Source organism: Qipengyuania flava (assembly GCF_019448255.1).
GTDB classification, from domain to species: Bacteria; Pseudomonadota; Alphaproteobacteria; order Sphingomonadales; family Sphingomonadaceae; genus Qipengyuania; species Qipengyuania flava_A.
Window position 1 is genome coordinate 267,840 of record NZ_CP080410.1, and the last position, 16,690, is coordinate 284,529.

A 16,690-nucleotide genomic window follows, 5' to 3' on the forward strand; every position below is an offset into this window, starting at 1 on the left:
TCAAGCCATGAGCTATCGTCCGAGCAGGTTGCGCGCCATGCTGGCGACCTGCGCGAGCATGGCCGGAGCGACCGGGGACTGGCCCTGCGCGCGCGCCACCATCGAGCGGAAGCTGCGCACGGCGACGCCCTGCTCCTCCGCCCATTTTGCGACCGTGGCCGGCATGTCCTTCTTCGCATCCTTGCGCCTTGCGAGGCGGCGCAGGAGTTCGAGGCGCATCTGCTGGAAATCACGGGCGAGGCCCGAAACCAGGAGGCGTTCCCAGACGTCCGACGGGCTCATCAGCGCGGCGGTCGACTGCGCCCAGTCGAGGCCGAGCCGCTGGCCGACCTCGGTGAAGGCTTCGGTCAGGCCCAGCGGGGCGATGCCCGTTTCGCTTGCGAGCTTGGCAAGGCCGACCGCGCCGTCGAGGTCGTAGAGATGGGCCACCCTCGCGGCGAGCGCTTCGGGCGCGCCGGCTTCGACCAGCTGCTCCATCAGGCGCCGCGACTGCTGGCGCGATTCGCTCGACAGAAGGTCGGTCGTGGCACCACTTAGCTTGATGACGCCCTTGCCGATCTCGCCCACCAGCGCGCTCGGGTCGACACTGCCCGACGAGGTGCGCAGGATGTCGGACATCAGGTTTCCGGCGGCGGCCGCGAGGCGGTCGAACAGCAGCAGGCGAGCGGTTTCGGCCATCGGTGCGGTGTCGATCGCATCCCACAGGGCAGGCAGGTTGAACAGCTGTTCGGCGGCCACGAAGGCGGCGGCCACTTCGCACAGCTCGACGCCTTCCTCTTCCGCCAGCTCGAACGGGTGGATCATGCCGAGGCGGTTGACGATGCGGTTGGCAAGCTTGGTTGCGATGATCTCGCGGCGCAGCTGGTGGCCGGCGATCTGCGTCTTGTATTTCTTGCGCATCGCGCTGGGGAAGGCGGCGAAGAGCGTGTCTTCGAGCAGCGCGTCTTCGGTCAGGCGACTGCGCTCAATCGCGTCCTGCAGCACCAGCTTGGACGAAGAGAGCAGCACGGCAAGTTCGGGCCGGGTGAGGCCGTGGCCATCCGCGGCGCGGCGTTGCAGCGTCTGGTCGTCGGCAAGCCCTTCGGTCCGCCGGTCGAGATTGCCGCCGGCTTCCAGCGTCTCGATGATGTGGCGCTGCGAGGCCATGGCGCGCGGCCCCCCGACATTGGCGATCGACAGCGCGAGCGCCTGCAGCCGGTTGTCCTCCAGCACGATGGCGCTGACCTCGTCGGTCATCGATTCGAGCAGCGCGACACGCTTGGGTTCGGACAGCTTGCCCGCGCGCTTGGCGGCGGCGAGCGCGATCTTGATGTTCACCTCGTTGTCCGAGCAATCGACCCCGGCCGAATTGTCGATGAAGTCGGTGTTCGAGCGTCCGCCCGTCTGGGCGAATTCAATGCGTGCGGCCTGGGTGATGCCGAGGTTCGCGCCTTCGCCGATGACCTTCGCCTGTACCTCGCGCGCATCCACGCGCAGCGCGTCGTTCGCCGGGTCGCCGACCTGCACGTTGTTCTCGTGGCTGGCCTTGATGTAGGTGCCGATGCCGCCGAACCAGATGAGGTCGATGGGCGCGCGCAGGATGGCCGAGATCAGCGCTTCGGGCTCGATCTCCTTCTGCTCGATGCCGAGCTTCGCCTGCATCGCCTTCGACAGCTTGATGCTTTTCGCATCGCGCGGGAACACGCCGCCGCCCCTGGAAATCAGCGCGCTGTCATAATCCTCCCAGCTCGAACGCGGCAGGTCGAACAGGCGCTTCCTCTCCTTCCAGCTGACCGCCGGGTCGGGATCGGGGTCGAGGAAGATGTGGCGGTGGTCGAAGGCGGCGACGAGCTTGATTGCCTTCGACAGCAGCATGCCGTTGCCGAACACATCGCCCGACATGTCGCCGCAGCCAACGACTTCCACGCTGTCGGTCTGCACATCGATGCCCATTTCGAGGAAATGGCGCTGGACGCTGACCCAGGCGCCCTTGGCGGTGATGCCCATGGCCTTGTGGTCGTAGCCCTTCGAGCCGCCGCTAGCGAAGGCGTCGTCGAGCCAGAAGTCCTTCGATTCCGCAATCGCGTTGGCGACGTCGGAGAAGGTGGCGGTGCCCTTGTCCGCCGCGACGACGAAATAGGGGTCCTCGCCATCGGTGACGACGACGCTGTCGGGATGCACGACCTTGCCGTCGACGATGTTGTCGGTGACCGACAGCAGCGTGCGGATGAAGACCTCGTAGCTTGCGCGCCCTTCGGCGGCCCAGGCCTCGCGGTCGAGCGCGGGATTGGGCAGCTGCTTGGGATAGAAGCCGCCCTTCGCGCCGGTCGGCACGATGACCGCGTTCTTCACCCGCTGGGCCTTCATCAGGCCGAGGATTTCGGTGCGGAAGTCGTCCCGCCGGTCGGACCAGCGCAGGCCGCCACGTGCGACGGGGCCGCTGCGCAGGTGGATGCCCTCGACCCGGCGCGAATAGACGAAGATCTCGCGGTACGGGATGGGCTTGGGCAGGTTCGGAACCTTGGCCGAATCGATCTTGAAGCCCAGCGCCTCGCTTGCCGCGGGCGCGAAGGCGTTGGTGCGCAGGATCGAATCGATCAGCGAATTGTAGAGGCGCAGCAGGCGGTCATCGTTGATCGCCTTCACCTTCGCGAGGCCGCGCTTGATGGCAGTGCGCGCGTCCTCGATCGCCTTGTCGCGGCCGCTGCCGAACTCCGGATCGTGGCGCGCGGTGAACAGCGCGATGAGGGCGCGGGTCACATCGGGCGCGGCCGCCAGCGCGTCGACCACCGTATAGATGGTAAAGCCCATGCCGGCCTGGCGCAGGTAGCGGTAGAAGGCGCGCAGCCAGTCGGCCTCGCGCGCCGACAGTCCGGCTTCGGGGACCAGGCGGTTGAACGGATCGTTTTCCGCTTCGCCATTGAGGACCGCCGCAATCGCTTCTTCGATCGCGTCGGAGCGTTCGACCAGCGCCTTGGGCTCGGCACCGGGTTTCAGGTCGAGCAGGAAGTCGTGGATCGTACCAAGGCGCCCTTCGTCGAGCACGGTGGGCATTTCGGAGCGCACGTAAAAGCCGAAATCCTCCAGCGCGGGCACGCCTTCGGACAGCGGCAGGCTGCCTTCGGATTGGTAGAGCTTGAGCCGCAGGCACCCGTCCACTTCGCGCTCGCAGAAGTAGAGCCGCGCGCCGCGTACGATTTCCTCGCTGTCCTGGCTGGCGCCAAGATCGTGCAGCCGGTCGATGTCGAGCGCTGCTTCGCGCGGGCCGTAGCGGCCACGGAAGGCGGTCGGGAAATGGTCGGCAAAACGCATGGCAAGGCCGGCCGCGCGCGAGGGCTCTTCCAGCGTGGCGAGTTCGGCCTCGACCGCTTCGCCCCACCCGCGCAGCAGTGTTTGCATCTGCTCCTCGAGGCGCGCTTCGTCGGGGGCGGAGTCGCCGTCGCGAATGTCGAATACGAAGCGGATGGTGGCAAGGTTGCCGCCTTCCACCTCGAGGCTCCAGTCGAGCAGGCGGGCCGCAGCGGCTTCTTCGAGCAGGGCCTGGATTTCGAGCCGGACCTGCGTTGCGACCATGTCGCGCGGCAGCCAGACGAAGGCGAAGAGGTGACGGGCGAGCGGAGCCTCGACCAGCGCCAGGCGCGGGCGCGGGCGGTCGACCAGGCTCATCATCGTCGTCGCAACACGCTCGACGTCGCCTTCCGAGAAGCCGATCAGGAGGTCGTGGGGGAGCGTCGTCAGCGCGTGGACCAGCGCCTTGCCCGCATGGCCCGCTTCGTCGAAGCCGTGGCGGTCGCGCAGCGCGTCGAGCTGGCGGCGCAGGCGCGGCACGCTGCGCGGCGGAGCGGCGAGCGCGGCGCTCGTCCACACGCCCGCGTGAACCGACAGGGCGGCAATCGCGCCGTCTTCCTCGATCGGGACGATGAACAGGTCGAGCGGCACGCGGCGGTGCACGTTGCTGAGGTGGTTCGCCTTGATGATCAGCGGGCGGCGCGGATCGCTGCCCGTGTCGAACCAGGCGAAGGCGCGTTCGTAGGAGGCTTCGGCAAGCAGCTCGCGCGTGCTCTTGCGGCAGATGCCGAGCGCCGCGTCCTCGGTCCCGTCACGATAACGCGTGACGTGGCCAAGCTGGGTGAGCATGCCCGAATTGAGCCATTCGAGGAGGTCTGCGCCCTCTTCATCGCTTTCCCGGATGCGCTGCGCATCGGCGGCCATCGCTTCCTGCAACTTGGGCCAGTCGCTAACCGCCGCGCGCACGTCGGCGAGCGTTTCCTTCAGGCCTTCCTGCAACAGGCGGCGGGTCTTTGCATCGACGCGCGCGGCCTCGATGTAGATCATCGATTCGTAATAGGCGTCTTCCGGGTCATCGGAAGGGATGCCCGTGAGTTTGCCCTTGGCGTCGCGCTCCACCGGAAGAACCGGGTGGACAAGGCGGTCGATCGACAGGCCGAGCGCGGCAATCGCGGCGGCGACCGAATCGACGAGGAACGGCATGTCGTCGTTGACGATGGCAATGCGCGTCAGGCGACGCTCGTCGCTCACGCTTTCGATGGCCATGGACGAGCGGCCGAAGGTCCGCTCGGCGGCCAGCGCGCCAACGAAGGCTGCGGCGTCGGCGAGGCGCGCCTTGTCGAACGGCGTATCGCCGCTCAGCAGCGATGCGTGCATGCGGTCGGTGATGGCGGACTGAAGCTTCTTGGGAAGCGCGGACGTTGTCGAACCCATGCGGGGCCTCTCTCCTGACGGCGCATGATCGTTACGGCGCCGCGTAATTTCCGAGTCGTGCAAACACGAGCTGCGCGCCGCGCCTAGGCCTGTTGAGAGCGCCCCGCAAGGCTCTGCGCGCGCAATTTCGCAATCGTATGCGCAGAGCGCGACGAGCCGCCCTGCCGTTACGGCATGCCTAGCTTGTCAGGGCTTCCATGGCGCGCTCGAGCGAGCGGCAGCGGGCTTCGGGCTCGAAGACGCTTCCGCCGAAGATGATCTCGTCGGCGCCGGTCCGCGCGATGAAGGCTTTCACCGCCTCGGCGGCCTCCTGCGGCGTGCCGATGGCGCTGGCCTGGCCGATATGAGCGAGCATGGCCTGCGCCTGGGCGGGCAACTGGTCGCGATAGCCGCGCACCGGAGGCGGCAGCTTGCCCGGCGTGCCGGTGCGCAGCGCGACGAAGGCCTGCAATTGCGAGGTCGCAAGGTATTCGGCCTCTTCCGCGGTGTCGGCCACGAAGAGGTTCATGGCCGCCATCACATGCGGCTTCTCGCACTGTTCGGACGGCTGGAAATCGCGGCGGTAAAGCTCCAGCGCCATGTCGAGATGGTCGGGCGCGAAGTGGCTGGCGAAGGCGTAGGGCAGGCCGAGCTCGGCGGCGAGGCGCGCGCCGAACAGGCTCGATCCGAGCATCCAGAATTCGGGCTTCGCCCCAAGGCCGGGCGTCGGATGGATGGTCGTCTCGCCCTTCATCAGCGCCATCAGTTCGACCACGTCCTGCGGGAACATCTCGGCGGCGCGGTGCAAGTCCTTGCGCAGCGCGCGCTGCAGTTCGGGCCCCGCCCCCGGCGCGCGGCCCAGGCCAAGGTCGATGCGGCCTGGAAACAGCGCGTCGAGCGTGCCGAACTGCTCGGCAATCTGGAACGGCGTGTGGTTGGGCAGCATGATCCCGCCCGACCCGATGCGGATCGTCGAGGTCGCGTTGCCGATATGCGCCAGCACGACCGAGGCTGCGCCGCCCGCAATGCCCGCCATCGCGTGATGCTCGGCCACCCAGAAGCGTTTGCAGCCCACCTTCTCGGCCGTCCTCGCCAGCGCGGTCGCCGCCTCGAAGGCTTCGGTGAGGCTTCCGCCTTCGCGCACGGGGACGAGGTCGAGGACGGAGAAATCGGTCACGATTGAAGCTGCTCCAGATAGCCGCGGGCCTTGGCGGCTTCTTCGCTGTCCGGGGCGACGAGCACAACCGATTCGAAGCTTCGGCGTGCCTCGTCCTCGCGCCCGGAAAGCGCGGCGATCACGCCCGCTTCAAGCCCGACGGCCGGGTCCTGCGGCGCCAGCAGCGCGGCCTGGGCGATCTGTTCGCGTGCTTCGTCGAAGCGTTCCAGGCGCCGGGAAAGCGTGGCCGAAAGCAGCCAGGCGGTAGCATTCGCAGGATCGTTGCCGCGTGCGTTCGACAGGGCGAGCGCGGCGTCCTCGGTTCGGTCCAGCGCCACCAGCGCGCGGGCGCGGTCGATCGAGACGCTCGCCAGCAGCGGCGCATCGGCTGCCTCGGTCGCGAGGCCCACGGCGCGGGTGAAGGCAATATCGGCAATCGCCGGCTTGCCCTGCGCCATGGCGGCGTTGCCCGACATGGCGGCGAGACGCGCCTGGTAGGCCGGATAGCCGAAGGGCACATCGTCGGTGGCAATATCGAAGGCGCGCTGGGCCTCGACGAAGCTGCCCTGCTGGACGAAGGCCAACCCCAGGCAATGCGCCGACTGCGCGAGTTCCAGCTGGCTATCGGCACTTTCGCGCCAGCGCTGCGCGTAGTCGCGCGCTGCCTGCGGATCGGTGCGCGAGCGATTGGCGCATTCGGCCAGCTTTTCGCCCGAGGGCGACAGGGCGGGCGCGGTTTCGGGTGTGTCCTGCCCCGGTCGCGGCGGCCGGTCGCGCAGTTCCTCAGGCAGGCCGGGGAAGGCGTCGATCGTGGGGTTGGGGCCGACCTGCATGATCAGCAGGGCGAGAGCGGAGGCAATCATTCGGGGCCTTTCGACAGCGATTCCAGTGTGCGCAGCAGGAGCGCAATGTCCTGCTCGCGCGACAGCCGGTGGTCGCCGTCCTTTACCAGCGTCACCTGTACATCGCCCGAACGCAGCCGATCGGCGAGCTGCATGCTGATGTCCCATGGCACATCAGCGTCGCGTTGCCCGTGGATCAGCCGCACCGGCGCGTCGATCGCGATCTCGCCGGTCAGCAGGAGCTGGGCCTGCCCATCGGCAAAGAAGCCAGGGTGCATGGGTGTGGGTTCGGGGCCGTAGGGGTTCGGGTCGTACACGGTTTCGCCGGCCGCGAGCGTACGCTTGTCCTCTTCGGAACGGCCCCACTCGGTGAAATCGGGGGCCGAGGCGATGCCGACGATCCCGGCAAGACGATCCCCAAGCGCGAGGCCGACGGTCAGCATCAGCCAGCCGCCCATGGAGGAGCCGATGACAAGGATCTCGCCCTCGGTCTTCGAGGCGATCAGCGCCAGCACCTCGTCGCGCCACTTTGACAGCGTGCCATCGGCGAAATCGCCGTCGCTTTCGCCGCAGCCCGAATAGTCGAGCAGCAGGCAGGCCTGGCCGCGCGCCTCGGCCCAGGCGAAGACGGCGCTCGCCTTGCCGCCGGCCATGTCGGACATGTAGCCTGGCAGGAAGACCAGCGTGGGGCCGGTGCCGGGTGTGTGGCGGAAGGCGATCCGCCGGCCATCGGGCATTGCGTGAAACTGGGTGTCGCTCATGCCGCCATGCTCTTCACATCCCCCGGCGCGATTGCAAGGCTCAGAAGAAGTCGAACTCCTCCACATCGGGATCGTTCGCGCACATCGACTTGAGCGCGGCGAACTCGTCTGCGGTTAGCACGGGGGTGTAGTCCTCGCCCTCTTCGGCGGCCTCGCGAAAGGCCTCGGCGCGTTCGCCGGAGGCCGGGTGGCTGGCCAGCCAGCCCAGCGCGGCAGGCGCGCCGTCGCTCTCGCCGCTGTCATCGGCCAGCCGCTCGAAGAAGCGCGCCGCGCCCAGCGGAGAGATATCGCTTTCTTCCATGCGTGCGCGGGCGAAGGCATCGGCCTCGCGCTCGGCTTCGCGCGAATAGCCCATCGAGGCGAGGCCGAAGAGGCTGTTGGTCACGCCCGAATCGGCGCCGGCGAGCAGGATCGAAAGGCCGAACTGCCGGATCAGCGCGGTCATCACGTGGCGTTCACGCACGTGGCCCACCTCGTGCCCCAGCACGCCGGCCAGCTCTTCGGGGCTTTCGGCTTGCTGGACGAGGCCGTCGAACAGCAGCACCTGCCCGCCGGGCAGGGCAACGGCGTTGACCATGCCCATATTGGCGACCCCGGCCCGGACCTTCACCTCGGCCGGATCGACCTTGGCGAGCAACTTGGTGAGCGCGGCATCGCCTGCGGGGGTGTGGCACACCCGGTTTCCCAGATCGCCGACCATCGCTTCGCCGATGTTGCGCTCCCAGCTGTCGGGGATGCGCGGGCCGAGCCAGTCGGGCGCGGTCAGGAACAGCGCGACCGCGGCCGCGCTGACCACGGCGAAACCGGCAGCGGCCTTGCCCAGGCCCACCCGGTCGATCCATCCGCCGTACACGCTTTTCGCCGGCAGTTTCGACGCGAGGCCGGCCGGCAGTTCATCGGCAAGCATCAGGCGAAAATCGGGCAGGCTTTCGCGGTGGTAGACATGCTGCCCGGGCCGGTTTTCGCCATAGCGCAGGTCGCTAGCGGCGAAGGTCTCCTGCGAACTCGGCGCGTCGAGTGTCAGCGTCTCGCGGCCGTCCCACGCCAGTTCGCCCGTATGGCGGATGGCGTTGGTGCCATCGTACCACTGCGCCGCAATGCGAAACGCCTCGTCCATCGGCCTAGATCGCGCCCATGTCGAAGGCGTCGAGCAGGCCTTCGCCGTGCTTGGCCATCGTCGTCTGCGACTGAGTCAGCTCGTCGAGCAGGATTTCGCCGCTCGCCTCGAGATGGGTCATGAAGAACTTCCAGTGCCGGTAGGACAGGAAGACGAAGCCGATGCCGAACGTGAAGACGACCAGCAGGGCATCGCCGATCAGCAGCTTTACCCAGTCCATCGAGGAGGCCTCAAAGCTGAACTGCAGGTCCTTCCAGCTCGTGGCTCCGACCACCTCGCGGTAGAACTTGGCGTAGAAGGCCACCGCGATGAGGCCGAGGCCAAGGTAGAAAAACAGGATCAGCCCGATGATGCCGATGGCGCCTCCAATGGCCATGCCATCCTCGCCGCCGACGCCGTATCCGGCCAGCATGCCCATCCCGGCCATGAACAAGCCGCCGACGAACAGCACGAGGGGCGAGAGGTAGAAGAGGAGGAATCGGGCAAAGACATTTCCCGATTCCGCATGGGATTCGAAAGCAAAGGGCCCGAAGCTCATCTTCGACCAGCGTTCGTTCCACAGGCTCGTAATCGACCAGGGGATGGCAAGGCCGAGCGGGAGCCAGCCGACCACGGTCTTCCACATGTAGGAGAGGCCGAACAGGAAGCCGGCGGAATCGCTGCCGCCGCGAATGCCGCGCCAGCGCGTGCGCGAAAGGCGGTAGCGCAGGCCGCGGAACCGCGCGACGCCCAGCAGGTAGAAGATGGCCAGCGCCGCGAGCATGCTGAGCGCGACGCCGATCTCCTCGTAGCCGCGCGCGATCAGCGCCTGCGCGGCGAAGGTGAGGAAGAAATAGGGCAGGCCGAACAGCACGAAGACCATCACGAAGCCGAAGAACAGCTCCTTGCCGGTGCCCGCCCATTCGAGGTGCTCGTCGACGAAGCGCGAGCGCGACCACAAATAGCGCCGTTCGCGCGCGGTGGCCCAGAAGCGGTAAATGCCCAAGGTAACAATCGTGAGCAGCAAGTTGGGCAGCGCGATCTTCGCGAATTCCTGCCACGTTCCTTCAAAAGCGAAAGCGCTGTCAGCGCCCTCCATGTCGTGCGACCCGTCCATAAAAGAAAAACCCCTTCGATCCCTTGCCCGCTTGGTCGGGGATCGAAGAGGCGGTGTCAATCGGGGCGAAGCTAGTCTTCCCGCTGGAAGATCTCTTCGATGGTGAGGCCGAATACATCGGCGATGCGGAAGGCGAGCGGCAGGGAGGGGTCGTAGCGCCCCGTCTCGATCGCGTTCACGCTCTGGCGGGACACCTCGAGCCGCGTGGCGAGATCCTGCTGGCTCCAGTCGCGTTCGGCGCGAAGGACCTTGAGGCGGTTCTTCATGCGCCGCGCACCTTCTGCCACAGCTGGGCCGCGCCAAGGCCGATCGCCCAGACGGGCAGGACCCACCAGGCCCAGACGTGCGGGACCAGTTCGAACATTTCGAGGAAGCCCCAGAAGATGCCCAGCGCCAGCACGAAGCCGAGCGCGACGAGCGCGGCCATGATGGTGCGGTGGCGCAGATATTCGTCCTGCTCGTCGGCGAGATAGCGGCCCATGGCCCATATCACGCCGAAGGTCGGCAGGGTGGGCAGAAGCGAAATGACGAAGACCACCGGCGTGGAGAGCGTGTAGCTGTTCCACAGCGTAACCGCGATGCCGAGGCCGAGGACATAGCCGAAGGTGCTGACCAGCACGCGCCGGTTGTAGGTCGCCATGGCCGGGCTGGTGCAGGCCCCGGCGCGGCGCATCGGCACGATCATCGCTCCGGTTGCCACTGCGAGGAGGATGAAGCCGAAGGGGCTTTCGATTGCCCCCGTGAGCTTCAGCGCTCCGATAATGGCGACGCTCGCAAGATAGAGGCCGACCCAGAAGCCCTGCGACCGGCCTCCTCTTGCCTCCGTGTCGCCGCTCACGAGCAGAGTGCCTTCAGCGACTTGGCGCATTTGGCGGGACGCAGCGTCGCGACGGCGACGGCAGGCAGGATGACCATCATGGCCTGTCCGGCTTCGGCATCGACGGTGCCGTTGGCAACGCCCAGGGCGGTGAGGATCATGGCGGCGGCGAAGCCAGCGCTGGTGATAAGACGTTCCATTGGTCAAGCTCCCTTGCTTTGATGTAAAGGGTAATTGACATGATTCGCACCTATTGTCAAGCGTGCTTGTCAAATGGTCGTGTGTGCTTTCCGTCTTGAGGAATTCGCTTGTCACCAGCCCGTCATCGGGCGCAGGCATGCATCCGAGAGAGGAGACCTGCCCCCATGTTCGCTACCGAGCCGCCCGCCGAAACCCGCGTTCCCGCACTCGACCGCCGCACCCTGCTGAAAGGAGGGCTGCTCGGCGCGAGTCTTGCCGGGGCGCCGCTTTCGGCGCAGATCGGCGCGGGCGCTGCGGGCTTCACGCATGGTGTCGCAAGCGGCGAGCCCGCGGCCGACGGCGTGCTGCTGTGGACTCGCTTCGTGGCCGGGCAGGACACCGCGCTTGCGTTCGAAGTCTCGCGTTCGCTCGATTTCTCGTCTCCCGAGGCGGGCGGCACGGCCACTGCTCGCCCCGAGAACGACTGGTGCGCGAAGGCGAAGGCCGAGGGCCTGTCGCCGGGCACCTGGTACTACTACCGCTTCGTCGCCCCGGATGGCTCGATCTCGGACGTCGGGCGCACCAAGACCCTTCCGGCGGGCGCCACGGAGAAATTCCGCATGGCGGCCTTCTCCTGCTCGAACATCGGCTTCGGCTGGTTCAACGCCTACGCCGATGCCGCTGCGGATGGCGGGTTCGACTGCGCGCTGCATCTGGGCGACTATTTCTACGAATACGGGCCTGGCACCTATCCCTCGAACGCCGAGGCCGAACCCGGCCGCGTGCTGTTCCCCGCGCGCGAGGTCGTGAGCCTCGCCGACTACCGCGAACGCTACGCCACTTACCGCGCCGATCCCGACCTGCGCCGCCTGCACCAGCTGTTCCCGATGATCTCGGGCTGGGACGACCACGAAAGCGCCAACGATTCGTGGGAAGGCGGCGCGCAGAACCACCAGAGTGACAGCGAAGGCGAATGGTCGGTCCGCAAGGCCGCCGCCATGAAAGCCTACCGCGAGTGGATGCCGGTTTCCGACGAACCCTGGGCGGCCTATGAAATCGGCGATCTGGCCACGCTCTTCCGCCTCGAAACGCGCCTCGAAGCGCGCGCGGAGCAGTTTTCCTACGGCGATATCCTCTCGGGCAAGACCTCGGCCGAAGAGGCGATGGCCGCGCTCGTCGCGTTCCGCGAAGGCGACTATCGCAGCGCGGAACGCCAACTGCTCGGCATGAAACAGCAAGCCTGGCTGTCTGACGGGCTGCGCCGCTCGGCAGCCGCAGGCAAGCCGTGGCAAGTGCTTGTCCAGCAGGTGCTGATGGGCAATCTCTCGACCGCGCCGACGCTGACCGAAGGGCTGCCGGGCGACCTGCCGGACTATATCCGCCAGCGCATTATCGCGGGCGCGATGGCGAGCCGTGCCGGCCTCCCGCTCAATATGGACGCATGGGACGGCTATCCGGCTGCGCGCGAGCGGGTGTTCAAAGCCTCGCTCGAAGCGGGCGCCAGCCTCATCAGCCTGGCGGGCGACACCCACAACGCCTGGGCCTTCGACCTCGATCACGAGGGCGAAAAGGTCGGCGTCGAGTTTGGTGTTCAGGGCGTCACCTCGCCGGGGCTGGAAAGCTACATCTCGCACATTCCGACCGACTGGGTCGAACGCGCGACAGTAGAGTACAATCGCCAGCTCAAATGGATGGACGGTTCGCGCCGCGGCTACATGGTGGTCGAGCTGACCCCCGGCAGCGCTTCGTGCGAGTATCGCTTCCTCTCGAGCGTGCGCGAGAAAGGCGCGAAGGTCAGCGACACGAAGCGGGTCACCACCCTGGCAGGCAGCCGCCAGCTGACGATGGGTTGAGAAGTTAACTCCTCAGCGCTATCTGGTGGCGCATGACGCAAGCGCGCATCACGACCACGACTACCACCACCCCGGGCTTCCGGGGGCGGGCGGTCGCGATCTGACGCGACGCTCCGCCGCCCGGTTTCGGGCGGTCGGCGTTTCCTCCCGAAATCGAAATTCTTCCAAACGCCGCTTCAATGCCGCGCTCCCCTGTGTCATGGGCGCGGACAAGCAACGGTAAGAGACGATGACGGAACTTCTGAAGATCAGCCTGCCCGACGGTTCGGTGCGCGAAATGGAGCCCGGCAGCACACCCGGAGATGTCGCTGCCGCTATCGGCCCCGGCCTCGCCAAGGCGGCAATCGCCGCGCGCGTGAACGGCGAACTGCGCGATATCAACCGCCCCTTCGAAGGCGATGCAGAGCTCGCGCTGGTGACGAGCCGCGACGAGGAGGACGCGCTCGAACTCGCGCGCCACGACTTTGCGCATGTGCTCGCAGAAGCGGTGCAGGCGCTGTGGCCGGGCACGCAGATCACCTTCGGCCCGGCGACGGACGATGGCTTCTACTACGATGTGAAAGCGCCCGAGACGCGCGAGCCGTTCAGCATGGACGATCTCCCCGCGATCGAGGAAAAGATGCGCGAGATCATCAAGGCCGACAAGCCGCTGCGCCGCGAAGTGTGGAGCCGCCAGCAGCTGATCGACAAGTGGGAAGCCGAAGGCGAAGTGTTCAAGGCCGAATGGGCCAAGGAATTGCCCGAGGACGAAGAGCTGACGGTTTACTGGTCGGGCGAAGACTGGCTCGACATGTGCCGCGGCCCGCACCTTGCCTCGACCGGCAAGCTCGATCCGCAGGCCTTCAAGCTGATGCGCGTCGCCGGTGCCTACTGGCGCGGCGACCAGAAGAATGCGCAGCTCACGCGCATCTACGGCACGGGCTGGCTCAACAAGAAGCAGCTCAATGCCCACCTCATGCGGCTGGAAGAGGCCGCCAAGCGGGACCACCGCAAGCTGGGCCGCGAGATGGACCTCTTCCACCTGCAGGAAGAAGCCCACGGCAGCGTCTTCTGGCACCCCAAGGGCTACCGCATCTGGCGCGAGCTGGAAGCCTATATGCGCCGCAAGATGGACGGCGCGGGCTACCGCGAGATCAAGACGCCGCAGCTGATGGACGTGCGCCAGTGGGAGCAGTCCGGTCACTGGGGCAAATATGCGGAAAACATGTTCGCCGTGCCCGACATGGTGCCGGAGGTCGATGAAGAGAGCGACGGCGCTGCCTCACCCACGGTCGCAGCCGATGCCGACTGGATGGCGATCAAGCCGATGAACTGCCCGGCCCATGTGCTGGTCTTCAAGCAGGGCATCACCTCCTACCGCGACCTGCCGATCCGGCTGGGCGAAATGGGCTGCTGCCACCGCAACGAACCGCATGGCGCGCTCCACGGCCTGATGCGCGTGCGCCAGTTCACGCAGGACGATGCGCATATCTTCTGCACCGAGGCTCAGGTGGTCGAGGAAGTTCGCGCCTTCTGCCGCCTCGCAGCGGAGGTCTACAAGGACTTCGGCTTCAGTTTCGCGATCAAGCTCGCCCTGCGCCCCGAAAAGCGCCTGGGCTCGGACGCGGACTGGGACAAGGCCGAACAGGAGCTGCGCGACGCGGTCGAAGAAGCCGGCATGATGAGCGAGGAGTTCGGCTGGGAAGAACTGGAAGGCGAGGGCGCTTTCTACGCACCCAAGCTCGAATGGCACCTCACCGATGCGATCGGCCGCACCTGGCAGGTCGGTACGATCCAGGGCGACCGCGTCCTGCCCGAACGGCTCGATGCAAGCTATGTCGGTGAAGACGGCGAGAAGCACCGTCCGGTGATGCTGCACCGCGCGATCTTCGGTTCCTACGAGCGCTTCATCGGCATCCTGATCGAACACTTCGCCGGGCGCCTTCCGGTGTGGCTCGCCCCGACGCAGGCGGTGGTTGCGACCATCGTTTCGGACGCGGACGATTACGCCAAGGAAGCGGTCGCCAAGCTGGAAGCGGCGGGCATCCGTGTCGGCAGCGATCTCAGGAACGAGAAGATCAACTACAAGGTGCGCGAACACAGCCTCGCCAAGGTTCCGCACCTGCTGGTCGTCGGCAAGCGCGAGGCCGAGGAAGGCACCGTCGCCGTACGCACGCTGGGCGAGAAGGAGCAGCGGGTGATGAGCCTCGACGAGGCCATCGCCATGATCCGCGACGCCGCCACGCCGCCCGACCTGCGCTAGAAAGGGCTGAGGTCGGTCGGTGGAGCTGCTGGCGGCCTATGCACCCTGGCAAATCGGGGCGGCGCTCGTCGCGGCGCTCGGCTCGGCCTATGTTCGCGGGCTCACGGGGTTCGGCATGGCGATCCTGCTGGTGCCGATCCTCGCGCTCGCGCTGCCGCCGGTGGAAGCCGTCTTGCTGGCAAACTTCCTGTCGCTTTTCATCGGCCTTTCCGAAGCGAAGCGGCTTGTTCGCGGGGCTGAGAAAACCGCCTGGCGGATCGCCGGGCTGGTCGTGCTGTTCACCCCGCTCGGCCTTTACGGCCTGTCGGTCACGAGCGCGGACCTTGCCCGCTTCCTGATCGCGATGATCGCGCTGTCGGCCTTCCTTGCTGTCCTGCTGCCCAAGCGGTCGGGCGCCGAGCCGGGCGCGGTTGCCACAGGCGGGGTGGGCGTGCTGAGCGGGCTGATGACCGGCTATGCGGGCATGCCCGGCCCGCCGGTCGTGCCTTATTACGTGGGCCGCGATATCCCGCGCGAAACGGCCAAGACCTCGATGATGCTGATCTTCACGATCGCGTCGTTTGCGGGGCTGGTGTCGGGCGCGGCGCTCGGCCTGCTTGCCTGGCGCTTGCCGCTGCTTGCCGCGCTGCTGTTTCCCGCCGTGCTGATCGGCAACCGGCTGGGCGACCTCTCGTCAGGCAAGATCGGCGACACGCTCTGGCGCGCGGCCGTGGGCGTCATCCTCGGCGGAGCGGCGCTCGCGGCGCTGGTGCGACTGGTCTAGGAAATTAGAAGGGCAGGACCGGTCCGGCAAGGACCAGCGCGAGGCCGCAGCCGCTCACGATCAGCGCACGGGCGATGTCGGCCACCGGCAGCGGGGCGACATGAGTGCGAGCAAGAGCGATAGCTTTGGCCATGCGCCCATTCTCGGCTGCAATCCCTAACGAAGCGTTAAGGCTTCCACCCGGCGGCGGGCATTTGCTGGCTTGCGCAGTGGAAACCGCCGCCGCCGGCCAGCACCGCGTCGCCGGGAAGGCCCACGGTGGCGCGGTCGGGGAAGAGCTCGGCAATGGCCGCCACCCCGTCCGCATCGTGCGGGCTGCCGAAGGTCGGCACCACGACGAGATGGCTGGTGATCGCAAAATTGGCGTAGCTTGCGGGTTCCACGTAGTCGCCGCTGGTGACGAGGCCGGGGGAAGGTATCTCCTTCACCGCCACGCCCGCTTCCTGCGCCCGGCGTTTCGCATCGACGTAGATTTCGGCGTTGGGATCGTTCGCGCCGGTCGCGCGCGGGAGGCACAGCGTGTTCGCGGCGATGAAGCGGCCGAGATTGTCGACATGGCCGTCGGTGTGGTCGTTGATGAGCCCATCGCCGAGCCACAGCACGCGGGTGAAGCCGAGGTCGCGCATGAGACGCTGTTCGATCTCCTCGCGCGAGAGCTGCGGGTTGCGGTTCGGGTTGAGGAGACACTGCTCGGTGGTGACGACAAGGCCGGTGCCATCGCCGTCGATCGCCCCGCCTTCAAGGATCCAGTCGGCGACCTCCAGCGGCAGGCCCGCGTCCTGCGCCAGCTCGGCCCCGACGGTCTGGTCGCCTTCCATCAGATATTTTCCGCCCCAGCCGTTGAAGCCGAAGCGCTGGGCAGAGCGGTTGCCCTCTTCATCGCAGAGCACCAGCGGCCCGGTGTCGCGCAGCCACACATCGCCATAGGTCCGCCGTTCGAGTTTCACGGCCCCGGTGACAAGTTGCCGAGCGCGCGCTTCATTGGCGGCGTCGCGGACCAGCAGGCGGACCTCCTGCCCGCTCTCGGCGACCGCGTTGGCGAAAGCGGCGATCTGCTCCTGCGCCCGGGGCAGGACCTCGGGCCATTCGTCCGCGTCGTGCGGGAAGCCGATCCACAGCCAGTCCTGCGGCGCCCATTCGGGCGGCATCATGAAGGCCATGGATCGGCTCTCCGTCTTACGCG

Annotated in this window: 14 protein-coding genes; 3 read left to right on the forward strand and 11 right to left on the reverse strand. The window is 67.1% G+C overall.

Translation table 11 applies throughout. The features are described 5' to 3' along the window. Positions 1 to 12 precede the first annotated feature (12 nt). The 9 genes from KUV82_RS01445 to KUV82_RS01485 all read right to left on the reverse strand — a co-directional run bounded on the left by KUV82_RS01445 (position 13) and on the right by KUV82_RS01485 (position 10,669). Entirely contained in the window at positions 13 to 4,701 is a 4,689-nt protein-coding gene (locus tag KUV82_RS01445) for an NAD-glutamate dehydrogenase (RefSeq protein WP_219955139.1), read from the reverse strand. A gap of 178 nt (positions 4,702 to 4,879) precedes the next feature. Then, the gene (locus KUV82_RS01450) at positions 4,880 to 5,857 is read right to left on the reverse strand and encodes an LLM class flavin-dependent oxidoreductase (RefSeq protein ID WP_219955140.1); all 978 of its coding nucleotides are present in this window, start codon (positions 5,855 to 5,857) and stop codon (positions 4,880 to 4,882) included. Next, positions 5,854 to 6,699 carry a tetratricopeptide repeat protein gene (locus KUV82_RS01455; protein WP_219955141.1) on the reverse strand — a complete coding sequence of 282 codons (846 nt, stop codon included), beginning with the start codon at positions 6,697 to 6,699 and terminating at the stop codon, positions 5,854 to 5,856. The genes KUV82_RS01450 and KUV82_RS01455 overlap by 4 nt, the downstream gene beginning before the upstream one ends. Next, positions 6,696 to 7,439 (reverse strand): alpha/beta hydrolase, encoded by a 744-nt coding sequence (locus KUV82_RS01460; protein ID WP_219955142.1) that lies wholly within the window; start codon positions 7,437 to 7,439, stop codon positions 6,696 to 6,698. Before KUV82_RS01460 ends, KUV82_RS01455 begins: the two co-directional genes overlap by 4 nt. A 40-nt stretch (positions 7,440 to 7,479) precedes the next feature. Continuing rightward, positions 7,480 to 8,556: a M48 family metallopeptidase gene (locus KUV82_RS01465; RefSeq protein ID WP_219955143.1), complete on the reverse strand. Its 1,077-nt coding sequence runs from the start codon at positions 8,554 to 8,556 to the stop codon at positions 7,480 to 7,482. Positions 8,557 to 8,560: 4 nt separating this feature from the next. Then, positions 8,561 to 9,652 carry a YjgN family protein gene (locus KUV82_RS01470; protein ID WP_258319794.1) on the reverse strand — a complete coding sequence of 364 codons (1,092 nt, stop codon included), beginning with the start codon at positions 9,650 to 9,652 and terminating at the stop codon, positions 8,561 to 8,563. Positions 9,653 to 9,723: 71 nt separating this feature from the next. Beyond that, on the reverse strand, positions 9,724 to 9,918 hold the full coding sequence (locus tag KUV82_RS01475) for a helix-turn-helix transcriptional regulator (protein ID WP_219955144.1): 195 nt from the start codon (positions 9,916 to 9,918) through the stop codon (positions 9,724 to 9,726). Then, positions 9,915 to 10,490 (reverse strand): hypothetical protein, encoded by a 576-nt coding sequence (locus KUV82_RS01480; RefSeq protein ID WP_219955145.1) that lies wholly within the window; start codon positions 10,488 to 10,490, stop codon positions 9,915 to 9,917. Before KUV82_RS01480 ends, KUV82_RS01475 begins: the two co-directional genes overlap by 4 nt. Beyond that, the gene (locus tag KUV82_RS01485) at positions 10,487 to 10,669 is read right to left on the reverse strand and encodes a hypothetical protein (protein WP_219955146.1); all 183 of its coding nucleotides are present in this window, start codon (positions 10,667 to 10,669) and stop codon (positions 10,487 to 10,489) included. The genes KUV82_RS01480 and KUV82_RS01485 overlap by 4 nt, the downstream gene beginning before the upstream one ends. A gap of 165 nt (positions 10,670 to 10,834) precedes the next feature. Between KUV82_RS01485 and KUV82_RS01490 the strand changes: the two genes are divergently transcribed. From KUV82_RS01490 to KUV82_RS01500, 3 genes are all read left to right on the forward strand, one after another. Continuing rightward, positions 10,835 to 12,502: an alkaline phosphatase D family protein gene (locus KUV82_RS01490; RefSeq protein WP_219955147.1), complete on the forward strand. Its 1,668-nt coding sequence runs from the start codon at positions 10,835 to 10,837 to the stop codon at positions 12,500 to 12,502. Between the two features lie 229 nt (positions 12,503 to 12,731). Then, positions 12,732 to 14,744, forward strand: a complete 2,013-nt coding sequence (gene thrS, locus KUV82_RS01495) for a threonine--tRNA ligase (protein ID WP_219955148.1) — start codon at positions 12,732 to 12,734, stop codon at positions 14,742 to 14,744. Positions 14,745 to 14,763: 19 nt separating this feature from the next. After that, on the forward strand, positions 14,764 to 15,507 hold the full coding sequence (locus tag KUV82_RS01500; RefSeq protein WP_219955149.1) for a sulfite exporter TauE/SafE family protein: 744 nt from the start codon (positions 14,764 to 14,766) through the stop codon (positions 15,505 to 15,507). A gap of 4 nt (positions 15,508 to 15,511) precedes the next feature. On the opposite strand, the gene KUV82_RS14190 is transcribed toward KUV82_RS01500, so the two are convergent. Beyond that, entirely contained in the window at positions 15,512 to 15,640 is a 129-nt protein-coding gene (locus KUV82_RS14190; protein WP_258319795.1) for a hypothetical protein, read from the reverse strand. Between the two features lie 34 nt (positions 15,641 to 15,674). Further along, positions 15,675 to 16,667: an agmatine deiminase family protein gene (locus KUV82_RS01505; protein ID WP_219955150.1), complete on the reverse strand. Its 993-nt coding sequence runs from the start codon at positions 16,665 to 16,667 to the stop codon at positions 15,675 to 15,677. Positions 16,668 to 16,690: the final 23 nt, after the last annotated feature.